This is a genomic window from Streptomyces sporangiiformans (genome assembly GCF_005768555.2).
Classification (GTDB): domain Bacteria; phylum Actinomycetota; class Actinomycetes; order Streptomycetales; family Streptomycetaceae; genus Streptomyces; species Streptomyces sporangiiformans.
In genome coordinates this window covers 30,863-45,879 of record NZ_VCHX02000037.1, presented here as the reverse complement: position 1 = coordinate 45,879, position 15,017 = coordinate 30,863, and the positions used below count along the sequence as shown (strand labels likewise).

General features: G+C 69.5%; 14 protein-coding genes. 6 read left to right on the top strand and 8 right to left on the bottom strand.

The window, feature by feature from the left end; translation table 11 throughout:
- Window positions 1–85: 85 nt before the first annotated feature.
- A complete protein-coding gene (locus FGD71_RS02350) occupies window positions 86–715 on the bottom strand; it encodes a CGNR zinc finger domain-containing protein (protein WP_181359106.1) in 630 nt (209 codons plus the stop codon).
- Between the two features lie 37 nt (window positions 716–752).
- Between FGD71_RS02350 and FGD71_RS02345 the strand changes: the two genes are divergently transcribed.
- A complete protein-coding gene (locus tag FGD71_RS02345) occupies window positions 753–1,211 on the top strand; it encodes a VOC family protein (RefSeq protein ID WP_119098674.1) in 459 nt (152 codons plus the stop codon).
- Between the two features lie 177 nt (window positions 1,212–1,388).
- Window positions 1,389–2,324: a M28 family metallopeptidase gene (locus FGD71_RS02340; protein WP_119098673.1), complete on the top strand. Its 936-nt coding sequence runs from the start codon at window positions 1,389–1,391 to the stop codon at window positions 2,322–2,324.
- A gap of 36 nt (window positions 2,325–2,360) precedes the next feature.
- On the opposite strand, the gene FGD71_RS02335 is transcribed toward FGD71_RS02340, so the two are convergent.
- The 5 genes from FGD71_RS02335 to FGD71_RS02315 form a co-directional block, all read right to left on the bottom strand.
- Window positions 2,361–3,275, bottom strand: coding sequence for an ABC transporter permease (locus FGD71_RS02335; protein ID WP_181359105.1), 915 nt, complete (start codon window positions 3,273–3,275; stop codon window positions 2,361–2,363).
- Complete coding sequence (locus tag FGD71_RS02330; protein ID WP_119098672.1) at window positions 3,262–4,218, bottom strand: ABC transporter ATP-binding protein; 957 nt, start codon at window positions 4,216–4,218, stop codon at window positions 3,262–3,264. The genes FGD71_RS02335 and FGD71_RS02330 overlap by 14 nt, the downstream gene beginning before the upstream one ends.
- A gap of 74 nt (window positions 4,219–4,292) precedes the next feature.
- The gene (locus tag FGD71_RS02325; protein ID WP_119098671.1) at window positions 4,293–5,519 is read right to left on the bottom strand and encodes a LolA family protein; all 1,227 of its coding nucleotides are present in this window, start codon (window positions 5,517–5,519) and stop codon (window positions 4,293–4,295) included.
- A gap of 252 nt (window positions 5,520–5,771) precedes the next feature.
- Window positions 5,772–6,809 (bottom strand): CHRD domain-containing protein, encoded by a 1,038-nt coding sequence (locus FGD71_RS02320; protein WP_181359104.1) that lies wholly within the window; start codon window positions 6,807–6,809, stop codon window positions 5,772–5,774.
- A gap of 139 nt (window positions 6,810–6,948) precedes the next feature.
- Entirely contained in the window at window positions 6,949–7,959 is a 1,011-nt protein-coding gene (locus tag FGD71_RS02315; RefSeq protein WP_119098670.1) for a polyprenyl synthetase family protein, read from the bottom strand.
- 324 nt (window positions 7,960–8,283) lie between these two features.
- On the opposite strand from FGD71_RS02315, the gene FGD71_RS47210 reads away from it, so the two are divergent.
- Window positions 8,284–9,264, top strand: a complete 981-nt coding sequence (locus FGD71_RS47210) for a DUF5959 family protein (protein ID WP_181359103.1) — start codon at window positions 8,284–8,286, stop codon at window positions 9,262–9,264.
- Here FGD71_RS47210 and FGD71_RS02305 read toward each other — a convergent pair.
- Window positions 9,230–10,084: a Cof-type HAD-IIB family hydrolase gene (locus FGD71_RS02305; RefSeq protein WP_119098669.1), complete on the bottom strand. Its 855-nt coding sequence runs from the start codon at window positions 10,082–10,084 to the stop codon at window positions 9,230–9,232. The two genes, FGD71_RS47210 and FGD71_RS02305, sit on opposite strands and share 35 nt — an antisense overlap.
- Before the next feature lie 153 nt (window positions 10,085–10,237).
- On the opposite strand from FGD71_RS02305, the gene FGD71_RS02300 reads away from it, so the two are divergent.
- The 3 genes from FGD71_RS02300 to fahA all read left to right on the top strand — a co-directional run bounded on the left by FGD71_RS02300 (window position 10,238) and on the right by fahA (window position 12,830).
- Window positions 10,238–10,687 (top strand): hypothetical protein, encoded by a 450-nt coding sequence (locus FGD71_RS02300; RefSeq protein ID WP_240436349.1) that lies wholly within the window; start codon window positions 10,238–10,240, stop codon window positions 10,685–10,687.
- Entirely contained in the window at window positions 10,684–11,319 is a 636-nt protein-coding gene (locus tag FGD71_RS02295) for a hypothetical protein (protein ID WP_240436348.1), read from the top strand. Before FGD71_RS02300 ends, FGD71_RS02295 begins: the two co-directional genes overlap by 4 nt.
- A 296-nt stretch (window positions 11,320–11,615) precedes the next feature.
- Window positions 11,616–12,830 (top strand): fumarylacetoacetase, encoded by a 1,215-nt coding sequence (gene fahA, locus FGD71_RS02290; RefSeq protein ID WP_119098668.1) that lies wholly within the window; start codon window positions 11,616–11,618, stop codon window positions 12,828–12,830.
- A 160-nt stretch (window positions 12,831–12,990) separates the two neighbouring features.
- On the opposite strand, the gene recQ is transcribed toward fahA, so the two are convergent.
- Window positions 12,991–14,991, bottom strand: a complete 2,001-nt coding sequence (gene recQ / locus FGD71_RS02285; protein ID WP_119098667.1) for a DNA helicase RecQ — start codon at window positions 14,989–14,991, stop codon at window positions 12,991–12,993.
- Window positions 14,992–15,017: the final 26 nt, after the last annotated feature.

Here is a 15,017-nt window from a genome sequence, read left to right as displayed (position 1 = left end):
ACGAGGCCGTTCAGGCCGATAGCGGGGGTCTGGGGGCGCAGCCCCCAGGTACGGGATGGGACGGGTAGGGGCGGCGGGGGCGACATCACTCCCCACCCACCCGGCGGGCCCGGTGGGCCCTGGCCTTCTCGCGGTTGCCGCAGTGCTCCATGGCGCACCAGCGGCGACGGCCGGGGCGTGAGGTGTCGACGAACAGCAGACAGCAGTTGTGGGCACCGCACTCGCGGATGCGCTCGGCGTAGGGACCGGTGAACAGCTCGACCGCGTCGCGCGCGACGGTGGCCAGCAGCCGCGTACCGGTGGCGCCCGGCACCCACGCTCGCGCACCCGTCGGCTCGATGCGGGCGGCGAGCGGCGCCTTGGCCGCCGCGGCGTTGACGACGGCCAGTTGGCGCGCCTGCAAGGGGCGACCATGGGCCCGGTCGGCGGCCAGCAGGAAGAGCGCGTCGCGCAGGGTGCGCGCGTCCGCCAACGCCTCTTCCGTGACCGTGAGCTCAAGACCGGCGGGCAAGCGGCTGCGCTCCACCCAGCGGACCAGATCCGCGGGCTCGTGCAGCACCTCGTAACGCGCGAACGCCCCCGGCCCCCCGGTCGTCAGCAGCTCCATGCAGAGCGAGCCGGGATCAAAACGGTACGGCTTCCCTTCGTGCGACACGAGGGTCAGCCCGGGCGGCTCGGAGGGCATCGGGGCTTTCGACGCGTTCGGCGATTTCATTGCTCGCTCGCTCACGTAACCAGTATAAGTGGTTACCATGACGCACACACCGTTGCACTGGAAGCTCGTCATCGATGCCGCCGACCCGCACGCCCAGGCCGACTTCTGGGCCGCCGCCCTGCACTACGAGGTCGAGGACAACAGCGCCCTGATCGAGCGCCTCCTGGGCTTCGGCGCCGTACCCGCCGAGATCACCGTCGAGTCACACGGCCGCAAGGCCTGGCGCGACCTGGCCGCGGTGCGGCACCCGGAGGATCCGTACGAGGCAGAGAGCGGAACGGGGCTCGGGCGGCGACTGCTCTTCCAGCGCGTGCCGGAGCCGAAGACCGTCAAGAACCGTCTGCACATCGATCTGCACTCCGGGAACGGCGGGCGCGAGGCGGAGGTCTCGCGGCTGGCGGGGCTGGGGGCGGCGGTGCTGCGGGAAGTGAAGGAGCCGGGAGGCGAGTGGGTGGTGATGACGGATCCGGAGGGGAACGAGTTCTGCGTCCACTAAGCCCTGCCGTGCGACGCCATGGTGCGCTGATCCGACACCATGAGGCACCGGTTCGATATACGAACATCCCTGACTGAATAGCGCTCTTGACGGAGAGTCAGGCTCAGCTTCACCATCCAGGCACCCATTCACTGTGGAGTCCCTTCGGGATTTCCCAAGGAATTCGGAGCCCCCCACATGAAGCTGTCCGTTCCCGGCCGTGCGGTGGCCGCCGCCCTTGTCGCGGCCACCACGCTGGTGACCAGCGGGTCCATAGCCGACGCGGCGCCCGCGGCTGCCGCGCCCAACATCCCCGTGGCCAATGTCAAGGCTCATCTCTCCCAGCTGCAGTCCATTGCCACCGCCAATGGCGGAAACCGCGCCCACGGACGCGCCGGCTACAAGGCGTCCCTCGACTACGTGAAGGCCAAGCTGGACGCGGCCGGGTTCACCACGACCGTGCAGCAGTTCACGGCGGCCGGCCGTACCGGCTACAACCTGATCGCCGACTGGCCCGGCGGCGACGCCAACCAGGTCGTCATGGCGGGCTCGCACCTCGACAGCGTTTCGACGGGGGCGGGCATCAACGACAACGGTTCGGGATCGGCGGCGGTACTGGAGGCCGCACTCGCCGTGTCCCGTGCACAGTACAAGCCCACCAAGCATCTGCGGTTCGCATGGTGGGGGGCGGAGGAGCAGGGCTTGCTCGGATCGCGCTACTACGTCAACAGCCTGTCCTCCGCGAACCGCTCGAAGATCAGCGGCTATCTGAACTTCGACATGATCGGCTCTCCGAACCCCGGCTACTTCGTCTATGACGACGACCCAGCCATCGAGAAGACCTTCCAGAACTTCTACACAGGTATCGGTATCTCCACCGAGATCGAGACCGAGGGCGACGGCCGCTCGGACCACGCCCCCTTCAAGAACGCGGGCGTCCCCGTCGGGGGCATCTTCAGCGGCGCCGACTATCGCAAGACCGCCGCCCAGGCCACCAAGTGGGGCGGCACGGCCGGACAGCCGTTCGACCGCTGCTACCACTCGTCGTGCGACACGACGTCGAACATCAACGACACAGCACTGGACCGGAACAGCGACGCGCTGGCGTACGCGGTGTGGGAGCTGTCCGCCTAGGGCGGCACCGCCTGAGAGCCGCTGCTCTCTCGGCTCTCAGGCGGTGATGTCCTTCGTCGTGAAACGCGCCCACGCCGCCGTGCCGAACACCGCCGCGTACAGGCCCTGGAGTCCGAGATTGCGGTACAGGTCGTCCCAGTACACCGGATCACGCATCAGATCCGCGAAGGACAGCCAGTAGTGCGAGAAGAAGTACGGCTGCAGCGAGTGGAGTTGGGGTATCTGGTCGAGGATCTGGATGGTGATCAGCAGGCCCACGGTCGTCGCCATCGCCGCGATGCCACTGTTGGTGAGCGTCGAGACGAACAGGCCGAGCGCCGCGATGCCGATCAGTGACGCGGCGACGGCCAGCGCGATCAGAAACGCCCGTCCCAGCCCCTCTCCGAAGCTGATCCGTGTGCCGGAGATCGTCGTCAGCTCGCCGAGTGGGAACAGCAGCGCCCCCACGATCAGCGCAGACACCGCCACGACGAGCGTCGCGATGACACAGAACGCCAGCGTGGTCGCGTACTTGGTGAGCAGCAGCCGTGTACGTCCTGCCGGGGCGACCAGGAGATAGCGCAGTGTCCCCGCGTTCGCCTCGCCCGCTATCGCGTCTCCCGCGATGACGCCGATCGCCATCGGGAGGAAGAAGGGCAGTGTGGCGGCGAGCGCGGTGAAGACGAGGAACAGGCCGTTGTTGGTGATCTGCGCGATGAAGGCCGGGCCCCCGCCGCCTCCGGCCGACGCACCGTCGCTCGTCTCGATCTTCACGGCGATCCCGACGAGGACGGGCACCGCGGCCAGCACACCGAGCAGCGCGATGGTCCGCCACCGGCGAAGGGTGGTCACCAGCTCGTTGCGCAGCAGACCGAGTGTCCACAGCGGGCTCGGCTTTCGTACGCCGACCACCTCGACGGTGCCAGTGCCGGCGGTGACGTCAGTGCCGTCGGTGGTCTCAGCCCGCGACATCGAAACCCTCCCCCGTGAGCGCCACGAACGCGTCCTCCAGCGAGGCCCGTTCGAGCCCGAAGCCCCGTACGCGGACGCCCGCCGTCACCAGCGCCGCGTTCACCTCGGCGAGATCGCGCTCCGGTGGCTCGCCGGTCACCCGGTCCTCCGTGACCACGACATCGCTCACGCCCTGCTCCTTCAGCACGCGGGCCGCGTCGCCCGGGTCGGGGGTCGTGACGACCAGGCGGCCGCGGGCTCCGGCCGCCAGCTCGGCCACCGGCCCCTGGGTGATCAGCCGTCCCTGCGCCATCACCGCGACATGCGTGCAGACCTGCTCGATCTCGTCCAGCAGGTGCGAGGAGAGGAAGACGGTCGTGCCCTCCGATGCCAGCTCCCTGACGAGGGAACGGATTTCGCGCATCCCCTGCGGATCGAGCCCATTGGTCGGCTCGTCCAGGACCAGGAGCCGGCGCGGCTGAAGCAGTGCCGCGGCCAGACCGAGCCGCTGCTTCATGCCCAGCGAGTAGGCCTTCGCCTTCTTGCCCGCGGCCGCCGTCAGTCCGACCCGGTCGAGGGCCGCCGCGACGCGCGTGCGCCGGGTGCGGGGGTCGGCGGTCGGATCGGCGGAGTCGTACCGCAGGAGGTTGTCGCGGCCCGACAGGAACCCGTACAGCGCCGGTCCCTCGATCAACGCGCCCACGTGGGGGAGCACCGTGCGCGTGGCGCGCGGCATGGGCTGTCCCAGGACGCGTGCCGCGCCCGAGGTCGGCTCGATCAGGCCCATCAGCATTCTGATGGTGGTCGTCTTGCCGGAGCCGTTCGGCCCCAGGAAGCCGAAGACACTTCCTGCCGGGACGGACAGGTCCAGGCCGTCGACGGCGAGTTGTCCGCCGCGGTAGCGCTTGGTGAGCGCACGGGTGGCGATCACCGTGTCCGGTTCCGCGGTGGACGGTTCCGCCATCGACTCCCTCAACTCCCTGTTGCCGTACGGCACATCGCTCTGCCGTACGGCAACTTCTCGTTCTCGTACGCCTGCTACTGCGCGGCGTTGGCCGCCTTCACGAGCGCGTCCTTGGTGACCGCACCCGCGTACACCTGGCCGTCCTCCGTGATGAGGGCGTTGACCAGGCGGGTCGAGAAGACCGTGCCCGAGCCGAACTCGCCGGTCACGCGGGTGCCCAGTGAGTCGAGCAACCGGCCCGCGTCTGCGGACTCGGACGCGGACGGTACGCCCTCGCCTCCGGTGTCGAACCGCGCGATGGAGGTCCAGCCCTCGCCTATGGTCTTCAGACCCTCGAGGCCGTCGAGTTCCTTGCCCAGGTCCTCGTCAGACTTCCGATGTGCCGTGTCCTCGTGCTTCGCGTCGGCGCCCTCGGTGACCTTCGCCCCCTTCGGCGGACTGAAGTCGAAGGTGGAGGCGGCCGGCTTGGTGAAGTCGACCTGAGTGAAGCCCGCGTCCACGACGGCCGCGCCGCCGCTCGCCGGGGTGAGCGTGAACTTCAGCGGCACACCGGTCTTCGCGTCCACGGCTATCGAGACGGCACCGACCGTCGAGCCGGACTGCTTCGGCTTGATGAGCAGCTTGTACGCGTCGCGGTCGGCGACCCGCACCGTGCCGTCGACGGTCACGGACGTCGTGTCGTCGACCGCCTTCAGCGCCTCCTCCGCCATGTCCTTGGGCGTGGCGGGAATGTCCTTCGGCGCCTCTTCCTTCTTGTCCTCACCCTTGTGCTTGGCGGAGCCGGAGGCGGTGTCCGTCATGTGGTACGCCTCGTTCGACTCGCTGTCGTACGCCCACGCTTCGTCGCCGTTGTGGATCAGGCTGTACTCGGCGGCCTTGTCCATCAGCGACAGCTTCTGCTTCTCCGGGCCGTCGGCGGCGACCCGCAACGTGTGCGTACCGGAGGTCAGTTCCAGCAGCTTGGAGGACGGATCGGCGGACGAGCCCTCGCCGCCCGAGCCGCCGCCACCGCCCGGCGCGAGGCCACTCTCCAGGCCGCCGAGGCTCGGCAGCCCCAGATCCGTACTGATTTTCACCGTGCCGGACAGCTGCTCCACGTCCGACGCGGCGATCTTTTCGATGAGTTGCTGCGCAGTGACCTCCGGCAGGTCAGGGTCGCCGGAGCCCGCGAACGCCGGGACCAGCCCGATGGTCGCCGCCGCCACTCCCACCACCGCGACCGGGACGACGTACCGCGCCGCCCTGCGCCGGCCGGGTCGCTCGTCCTCGTTCGTGTTGTCGTCGGCTTCGTACGGTGCCATGTGTGCCCTACCTCCGTCGTCGGCGGCGGCTTACCGTCACTGTCGCTGTCCGAGTCCACCCCGCGCCGCCATTCTCACCCGAACTCCTGTGAAGTGGTGTCTCCAATCTGACCAAATCGGCCAGCGAGGCGCGTCAGACTACGGAGCCAACTCCGTGTACTGCTGCGGTATGACATGAGCGGACGGCGCCTCCCCCGACCCGTAGGGGTCGTGAGGGAAGACGCCGTCCGGATTCCGTTCAGAGCGGGTGGATCACCGGTTCACGAACACATAGTCCGCCTGGTACGGCACGCCCACGATCCTCCCCACCTCGCAGGACCCGGCAGGAGCCACCCCGCCCACGGTGTTCAGCCGCAGGATCTCGGCCGTACCCGCCAGCAGCCCGCGGTGCTTGCCGGACTGCGTGGCCCTGAGGTCCAGTTCAGGGATGTTCTTGTCGCCGTTCGGGGTCTTGGAGATCAGCGCGCCGGTGACCGCGCTGCGGTCGGGCGCGATCCACTGCGGCGTACCGGAATTGGGCTTCACGAAGGAGTGCGCGATGCCGCCGCCGAGCACGGCGCGCACGTCACGCTGCGCGAAGGCGGTGGTGCCGTCGTCCGCCCTCTTGCACTCGTAGATCTGCTTGCCCTTGATCACGGAGGCCTGGAAGTTGTGCGGCGCGCGCCGGAAGTCGAAGTCCGTGGTGACCTTGTGGAGTTGGCCGCGGACGGCTCCGCCGGGGAACTCGGCGGTGTGCAGGTTGGCGTAGAAGCTGCCCGGGTCCGCCTTCAACCGGCCGAGCAGGGCCGTGTCCTCGACCTTGACCGTGCCGGTGACCGTGCGGCCCTTGGCGTTCTCCAGCAGCTTGGTGAAGTCGACCTTGACGCCGCCGTTGACGCCCTTGGCGCCCTGGTGGATGTGGAGCAGGGTCGGCTTGCCGGTGCCGCGCCACTTGACCGCGACGGAGACCGTGTCCCCCTTGACCCGCACGAATTCAAGCGCCGCGCCGTCCCGGTCTCCGACGGCCGGGCCGCCCGCCACCGGCACCTCGTTGGCGCCGTTGAGGCTCGCGGCGAGAATGGTGCCGCCGCTGCCGCCGGCGAGGCCGCCGCTCTGCACCTCGATGGACTGATCCCCGTGCGCCCCGTGCCCCGCGGGGTTCTTGCTCATGCCCTTGCCGCTGCTGCCCTGGCTTCCACTGTCGGCGACCGCCGGGATGACCGCGGCGGCGACTCCGGCCGCGGCGACCACGGCGACACCGGACATGACCAGGCTCTTACGACGCAACGTGAACGTGGCGATTTTCCCCATGATTCTGTTTTCTCCCCGTATTCAGCCGACACCCCCTGCGTCAGCTTCTGGGCATGGTTACGGAGTTGATCTGAGATTGGACTCAATCCAAGTTTGTGACCTGCATCACAGACCTGTGTCACAAAAGAACGCGGACCGGTCAGCCCGCCCGGTGCACCACCGCGTCGCACAGCTCCACCAGCGCCGCCTTCGCACCGCACTCCGGCAGGGGCACCAGCGTGGCGCGGGCCTCCTCCGCGAACCGCACGGTGTCACGGCGGGCCTGGTCCAGGGCGGGGTGGGCGCGGAGGAGGGAAAGCGCCTCAGCGTGCCGGGCATCGTCCGTCAGGTCCGAGTCGAGCAGTTCACACAGCGCGATGTCGTCGGCCAACCCGAGCCGCTCCGCGCGCTCGCGCAGCCGCAGCACGGGCAGGGTGGGAATGCCCTCGCGCAGATCGGTGCCGGGCGTCTTGCCGGACTCGTGCGAATCGCTCGCGATGTCGAGGACGTCGTCCGCGAGCTGGAAGGCCACGCCCAGCCGCTCCCCGTACTGCGTGAGCACATCCACCACGGTCTCGTCGGCGCCCGACATCATCGCGCCGAATCGTCCCGACACGGCGATCAGCGAGCCGGTCTTGCCGCCGAGGACATCCATGTAGTGGTCGATCGGGTCGCGCCCGTCCCGCGGTCCGGCCGTCTCCAGGATCTGTCCGGTGACCAGACGCTCGAACGCCTCGGCCTGGATGCGTACGGCCTCCGGCCCCAGGTCGGCCAGGATGTGCGAGGCGCGCGCGAACAGGAAGTCGCCGGTGAGCACCGCGACCGAGTTGCCCCAGCGAGCGTTGGCGCTCGGCACGCCGCGGCGCACGTCCGCCTCGTCCATCACGTCGTCGTGGTACAGCGTGGCGAGGTGGGTCAGCTCCACGACGACGGCCGAGGGCACGACACCCGGCGCGTACGGGTCCCCGAACTGCGCGGCGAGCATCACGAGCAGCGGCCGGAACCGCTTTCCGCCCGCGCGCACCAAGTGCTGCGCGGCTTCCGTGATGAAGGGGACCTCACTCTTGGTGGCCTCGATCAGGCCTTCCTCGACAGCCGCCAATCCGGCCTGGACATCGGCTTCGAGAGCCTGGTCCCGCACGCTCAGCCCGAACGGCCCGACGACGGTCACGAGGGTCTCCTGTCTGCTGACGCTCTCAAGGGCGGTCTCTGTGTGATCTGGTTGTTGATCTGGTTGTTGATCTGGTTGTTCTCGATGCTCTGGGTGCTGTGAGCCTTTGTCGATGTGTCGCCGCTTGCACTCAAGTCAGCGTATCCGGTCGCCTTTCGATCACGGTGACTGCCCACCCGTCCAGGCCAGGCGCTATCGGGTCACTGTCGATATGTTCTCGTTCTCCTGATACAGATGACAAAAGGCACAATTTTCATGCCTTGACACCTGCTGACCATGATCCAGTATGTCGCGTGCGGCGGAGCGAGACCCTAGGCTCCGCGCATGACCACATACGCGTATGTGGGCCCCCTCGACATAGCCGAGGCCGCCGGGGTGGCCGGGGTGGCCGGGGTGGCCGGGGCAGTCGAGGCGGCCGTGGCGGGGTCGGTGCCCCTCGCGGGCGCGACCAGCCGGCCCGGCCAGGGTGCCCGGATCCGGACCCCGGCAGACCTCGACGCCTTTCTGGCCTCCCGCTCCCAGGACGAACTGCGCGAGCCCCACACCTTCGTCGTCGATCTCTCGGGCACCCTTCGACTGGCGCCGCGCCGCTCCGAACATGTGGCATGCGCGGGCGGCGAGGCGGTACGCGCGGCCGGTGAGCTGGCCTTCGCCCGTACCGCTCAGGGCTGGACGGTCACGTACGCGAGCAACCAGTCCACCGGCTACTGCCCGGACGTCGAGTCCTGGCCGGCCGTCGCGGCGGCCCTCGCGCGCGCGGGCATCGCCCACGGCTCCGCTTACACGCACCCGATCACGTACCGCCGCTGCCCGGAATGCGGCGAGTGGAACTCCGTACAGGACGCGCATTTCGTCTGCGTCTTCTGCGACGCCGACCTCCCGGCCTCGCATCGCACCGGCCCGATGGATCTCGCACTGCTCGCCGACGAGGAGGGCAACACCGTCAGGATCACGGTCCTCGGCCGCCACCCACAGGTGCCGGGCGGCCTGGAGGCCGAGATCGTCGTGGAGACCCCTTTCGTGCGGGGCCGCCTCGCGCTCGCCCTGTCCCGCAGCCGACTTGAAACGTGGGGGCGCGCCCTGAACAGCCTCGAAGGCGGTGAGGACATCGCTTGGATGGCGGTGGAGCGAGGGCCGTCGGTGTTCATCCACCTCACGGGAGAGCGGGACTGCCCCGAGGTGGTCGTGGAGGACCAGATGATCTCCATGGTCACCGTGCGCGTGCCCATCAGCCTGCCGGAGGACTGGATCGCAAGCCACCGGCAACGCCTCAGTGATGTGCTGGCTGCTCACTCTCCCCATTGACCACCGGGGCCCATGACATAAACAGCCGTTCCAGGACCACCGCGATCCCGTCGTCCTCGTTCGACAGGGTCACCTCGTCGGCCACCGCCTTGAGTTCGGGGTGGGCGTTGGACATCGCGACGCCGTGAGCTGCCCAGTCGAACATGGGGATGTCGTTGGGCATGTCGCCGAAGGCGATCGTCTCGGCGGGGGTGAGGCCGAGATGGGCGGCCGCGAGGGCGAGGCCCGTCGCCTTGGTCACCCCGCATGGCTGGAGTTCGACGGTGCCGGGGCCGGACATCGTGACGCTGGCGAGGGAACCGACCGCCGCACGGGCCGCGGACGCCAACTCGTCGTCTGTCAGCGCCGGGTGGCGCAGGAGGACCTTGCTGATGGGTTCGGCCCAGAGGTCGTCGCGGTGGAGGATGCGCACCGCCGGCAGCGTGGGATGCGGCATCTCGTAGCCCGGTTCGATGAGCGTGAGCCCGTCGACGCCGTCCTGGTCCACGGCCGCGTACACCTCCCCGACCTCCGCCTCGATCTTGCCGAGCGCCGTCTCCGCCAGCTCGCGGTCGAGGGTCACCGACCACACCATGCGGTCGGCCCCGGCGTCGTACAACTGCGCTCCCTGCCCGCACACCGCCAGCCCCTGGCCGCCCAGGTCATCCAGTAACGGCCGCACGCGTGGGGCCGGTCGTCCCGTCACCACGAGGTGCCGGGCGCCCGCCGTGGCCGCCATCGCCAGCGCGGTCCGTGACCGGTCGGAGAGGGTGTCGTCGCCGCGGAGCAGCGTTCCGTCCAGGTCAGTGGCGATAAGTGAATATGCGATCGGTGCGGCCATGATCAGAGAATACGGATCGAACGGCCCATCGACCCGGCCGGAACCGGACGTCGTCCGAAACCTCGACCACTCCGAGCGCCCTCGAGCCCCATCGAGCGCCGTCGAGCGCCCCCGAACCTCCGGCCGCGACCACCGCACGCGCAGACTGGAGCCATGACCCACACGCCATCCGAAGGCGACATCGGCGCGGCAGACTGGCTGCAGGAGCAGATGCGGAACTGGCGGCCCCCACGGCCTGACACGGAGATGCCCCGCGTGACGGTGAGGACCGCGGAATTCCTGGCCCGTCTCGACGACGGCATGCTCGACTACTTCCGCGAGATGGCGGACGTGCTCGTGGAGCGCTTCGGGATCTCGCGGGCGGAGGCCGTCGCGAGGATCAACGCACGGTACGCGGACATCGAGATCGAGCCCTCGGGCCAGGAACTCATGACGCACGAGCTTCCGGAGTACTGGGCGTTCGGCGTCTACTTCCTGCCTCACGCTGACGCGTCCCGGCTTCCCTACGGCGACGAGGACTTGGACGGCGACCTCTCGAAGTGGGAGGTCCGACCGGCGCCTCCCCGGGAGTGGCCCGTGTGGACGCTGGAGGAAGGCGCGTGAAACCGTTGCCCATGCCGTCGTTCCCCTCGCAGCCGCTTCCCACAGGGTCGTTTCCCACGCAGCCGTTCCAGCAGCACCTGCGCACTGCCGCGGCCGAGGCGCTGGAGCGGTTCCCGGACGACCTCAAACCCGAGATCTACGCCCTCTCCTTCCGTATCTGGCGGATCGACTACGACCCCAGGAGGCCGTACGTCGCGATCGGGTACAACACCGAGAGCCAGTACCGGCTGGAGGCCCGGCCGGAGGACCCGGGCGAAGCCCGCTGGAATTACGCCTGTTGGTTGCTGGACGGGTTCGAGATGCTGGGGAACGTTCCGGAGGACCCCACTGGAAGCCCTCTCTACGTCGACGAGGTGAAGCGGCTCGGCCTCTGGTTCGACGGTGAGGGGGACGACGCCGACGACGGCCAGTACACGGCACTGGTCGAGCACTTCGCCGCTACCTGCGTCGACCTCTCCCGCCACCTCCAGAGCAGCGGCCGGATCAAGGAGATCCTCGGTCGTCCCGTGCCCGTCGTGGTCTTCGACATGGACTGTCCGGGGTGGGAGGTGGAGGCCACCAAGGCCGCCAACCCGCCCGAACTCGTCGCCGACTTCCTCGCATGGCAACGAGCGGCGGCGGGAGAGGCATAACCCGGCAGGCCGGCGGGTTGCTGGGCCGGCGGGTTGGTGGGCGGACTGACTGACGGAGGAACGCCGCCGTCGGCAAGCCCGTGAAATACAGGCCGGGGGCGCAGGCTCGGATGCTTCCAAGGGGGCGCGCCGAAGCCCACCGCTCCCTCGCCACGCGCGACCATGCGCACCCGCGCGCCCGCCTCCAAGGCGAGCGCAAGCCTCTTCCGGACATTGCGCGCTTTTTAGACACTGCCCATGCGAGACAACTCCCCGTAACGTGTGCCTCACCCACACGGAAAGCGAGGCAGCATCCGATGCCCCCCTTCGAGGTCCCCGAGGGCGATCCCTTCGGTCCGCACAACCTTCCGTACGGCGTGTTCTCCCCGCTCGGCTCCAAGGAGCGCGGGGTCGGTGTCCGGCTGGGCGACCACGTCCTCGACGCGGGGGGCGCGGCTCGGGCGCTCGGCTCCCCGTACGTCCGCCTGCTCGCCTGCCGCTCCCTCGACCCGCTGCTCGCGGCGGGCCGTACGGCCTGGTCGGACGTCCGGCGGGCGATCACGGCGTGGGTGACGGTGCCCGCCCACCGGGAGACCATCGCACCCCTGCTGCACCCGCTCTCCGAGGTGACCCTGCACCTGCCCTTCGAGGTCGCGGACTACGTCGACTTCTACGCGTCGGAGAACCACGCCCGCAACGTCGGCAAGATCTTCCGCCCCGACGCCGCCGACTCCCTCACCCCCAACTGGAAGCATCTGCCGATCGGTTACCACGGCCGGTCCGGCACCGTCGTGGTGTCCGGTACGGACGTGGTACGCCCCTCAGGCCAGCGCAAGGCCCCCACGGACCCGGAGCCGGTCTTCGGACCGTCCGTCCGGCTGGACATCGAGGCGGAGGTCGGCTTCGTGGTCGGTGCGCCCTCCGCCATGGGCACATCCGTACCGCTGAGCGACTTCAGCGACCACGTCTTCGGCCTCTGCCTCCTCAACGACTGGTCCGCGCGCGACCTCCAGGCCTGGGAGTACGTCCCCCTCGGCCCGTTCCTCGGCAAGTCCTTCGCCACGTCGGTGTCGGCCTGGATCACACCTCTGGACGCCCTTGAGGACGCTCGGGTCCCACCCCCGTCCCGTACCCACCCCCTCCTCCCCTACCTGGACGACTCCTCCGAGGAACCCGGCGGCTACGACCTGCGCATCTCCGTCGCCCTCAACGGCCACGTCATCTCCGAGCCGCCCTTCTCCACCATGTACTGGACCGCCGCCCAGCAACTGGCCCACATGACGGTGAACGGCGCCTCCCTTCGCACCGGCGACCTCTACGGCTCGGGGACGGTGAGCGGGGCCGGCGAACGCGAACGCGGGTCGCTGCTGGAGCTCACCTGGAACGGACGCGACACCCTCGAACTCCCCGACGACAAGCGAACGTTCCTGGAGGACGGCGACGTCGTGACGATCACGGCCTGGGCACCGGGCCCGAACGGAACCCAGGTGGGACTGGGCGAAGTGACCGGGCGGGTCGTCCCGAGCGCGTGACGGTGCCCTGTCCGGGCGACCGGGCAGGCTCCACGTCCTCTGTCCGGGCGCCCGGGCAAGCTCCACGTCGCTCTGTCCCGGCTGCCCGGGCAAGCTCCACGTCCGGTCGCCCGGAAGGCACCCCAGGGGCAGCGCGTCGCCCGCCTCGCCCGTCTCGCCCCTACATCCAGTCGTCCGGCTCGTCGGGCTCCCCCCAGTCCTCCGGCTCCGGCTCCACGTCCGTCGCCGCCGAGTCCTCGCCCCGGTTCGCGGGGGCCGGCGGCGAGCCCGGGGACAGCGAGGCCAGCACCTCGAGCACGCCTTCCCCGTATGTCGTGAGCTTCTTCTCGCCGACTCCGCTGATCCCGCCCAGCTCCGCCATGGAGGTGGGCCCCGCCGTGGCGATCTCCCGCAGTGTCGCGTCGTGGAAGATGACGTACGCCGGGACGCCCTGTTCCTTGGCCTGCGCGGCACGCCAGGCGCGCAGGGCCTCGAAGACGGGGACCAGCTCGTCGGGCAGTTCGGCGGCCGCGGCCTTGGCCCTGCGCTCGCCCCGGGGCGACGCCGACCGCGAGGTCACCGGCTTCTTCGGCTCCTTGCGCAGCGGCACCTCACGCTCGCGCCGCAGCACCGTGCCGCTCGCCTCGGTCAGTACCAGCGTCCCGTACTCACCCTCGACCGCGAGCAGCCCCTGGGCCAGCAGCTGCCGTACGACACCGCGCCATTCGCCTTCGGACAGCTCCTCGCCAATGCCGAACACGGACATCTGGTCGTGATCGAACTGTATGACCCTGGCGGTCCTGCGCCCGAGCAGAATGTCGACGATCTGCACCGCCCCGAACTTCTGGCCCCGCTCGCGCTGCAACCGCACCACCGTGGACAGCACCTTCTGGGCCGCGATCGTGCCGTCCCAGGTCTCGGGCGGGACCAGGCATGTGTCGCAGTTTCCGCACGCCGTGGACTCGGCGTCCTGGCCGAAGTAGGCGAGCAGTTGGGCGCGGCGGCACTGGACGGTCTCGCACAGCGCGAGCATCGCGTCGAGGTGCGCCGCGGCCCGGCGCTGGAACGCCTCGTCGCCCTCTCCGGACTGGATCAGCTTGCGCTGCTGTATGACGTCGTTCAGGCCGTACGCCATCCAGGCCGTGGACGCCAGTCCGTCGCGGCCCGCGCGACCCGTCTCCTGGTAGTAGCCCTCGACCGACTTGGGCAGGTCGAGATGGGCGACGAACCGTACGTCCGGCTTGTCGATGCCCATGCCGAAAGCGATGGTCGCGCACACCACCAGCCCCTCCTCACGGAGGAACCGCGCCTGGTGCGTGGCGCGTGTGCCCGCGTCCAGGCCCGCGTGGTACGGCACCGCCTCGATGCCGTTGCGGCAGAGGAACTCGGCGGTCTTCTCCACCGAGTTGCGCGACAGGCAGTACACGATGCCCGCGTCGCCCGCGTGCTCCTCCTTCAGGAACGACAGCAGCTGCTTCTTGGGGTCGGCCTTCGGCACGATCCGGTACTGGATGTTGGGCCGGTCGAAGCTCGCCACGAAGTGGCGGGCGTCCGGCATGCCCAGGCGCTGCGTGATCTCCTCGTGCGTCGCGTGCGTGGCCGTCGCCGTCAGCGCGATCCGCGGCACCTCGGGCCAGCGCTGCCCCAGGAGCGAGAGCGCCAGGTAGTCGGGCCGGAAGTCGTGGCCCCACTGCGACACACAGTGCGCCTCGTCGATCGCGAAGACGGAGATCTTGCCGCGGGCCAGCAGATCGAGCGTGGACTCCAGGCGCAGCCGCTCCGGCGCGAGGTAGAGCAGGTCGAGCTCGCCCGCCAGGAACTCCGCCTCGACCAAGCGCCGCTCGTCGAAGTCCTGCGTGGAGTTCATGAACCCGGCGCGCACGCCGAGCGCCCGCAGCGCGTCCACCTGGTCCTGCATCAGCGCGATGAGGGGGGACACCACCACGCCCGTACCGGGTCTGACCAGGGCCGGGATCTGGTAGCAGAGCGACTTGCCGCCGCCTGTCGGCATGAGGACGACGGCGTCACCGCCGGCCACCACATGCTCGATGACCGCTTCCTGCTCGCCGCGGAACGCCTCGTATCCGAAGACACGGTGGAGCGTGCCCAGCGCCTCGGTCACCGCGAGGCCCGCGGGCCTGTCGTCTTCGGCCATCACACCTGTCCCACCCGTCCCGCTCATCGCCCTGTCCCCCGTCGCACACCGTG

What these genes read in the sequence shown, in the direction of transcription:
- FGD71_RS02325 (WP_119098671.1), bottom strand. Translation starts at nt 5,519, where the DNA reads ATGGCACCGTACGAAGCCGACGACAACACGAACGAGGACGAGCGACCC.
- FGD71_RS02300 (WP_240436349.1), top strand. Translation starts at nt 10,238, where the DNA reads ATGACCCACACGCCATCCGAAGGCGACATCGGCGCGGCAGACTGGCTG.
- recQ (WP_119098667.1), bottom strand. Translation starts at nt 14,991, where the DNA reads ATGAGCGGGACGGGTGGGACAGGTGTGATGGCCGAAGACGACAGGCCC.
- FGD71_RS02350 (WP_181359106.1), bottom strand. Translation starts at nt 715, where the DNA reads ATGAAATCGCCGAACGCGTCGAAAGCCCCGATGCCCTCCGAGCCGCCC.
- FGD71_RS02305 (WP_119098669.1), bottom strand. Translation starts at nt 10,084, where the DNA reads ATGGCCGCACCGATCGCATATTCACTTATCGCCACTGACCTGGACGGA.
- FGD71_RS02345 (WP_119098674.1), top strand. Translation starts at nt 753, where the DNA reads ATGACGCACACACCGTTGCACTGGAAGCTCGTCATCGATGCCGCCGAC.
- fahA (WP_119098668.1), top strand. Translation starts at nt 11,616, where the DNA reads ATGCCCCCCTTCGAGGTCCCCGAGGGCGATCCCTTCGGTCCGCACAAC.
- FGD71_RS02340 (WP_119098673.1), top strand. Translation starts at nt 1,389, where the DNA reads ATGAAGCTGTCCGTTCCCGGCCGTGCGGTGGCCGCCGCCCTTGTCGCG.
- FGD71_RS02320 (WP_181359104.1), bottom strand. Translation starts at nt 6,809, where the DNA reads ATGGGGAAAATCGCCACGTTCACGTTGCGTCGTAAGAGCCTGGTCATG.
- FGD71_RS02335 (WP_181359105.1), bottom strand. Translation starts at nt 3,275, where the DNA reads ATGTCGCGGGCTGAGACCACCGACGGCACTGACGTCACCGCCGGCACT.
- FGD71_RS47210 (WP_181359103.1), top strand. Translation starts at nt 8,284, where the DNA reads ATGACCACATACGCGTATGTGGGCCCCCTCGACATAGCCGAGGCCGCC.
- FGD71_RS02330 (WP_119098672.1), bottom strand. Translation starts at nt 4,218, where the DNA reads ATGGCGGAACCGTCCACCGCGGAACCGGACACGGTGATCGCCACCCGT.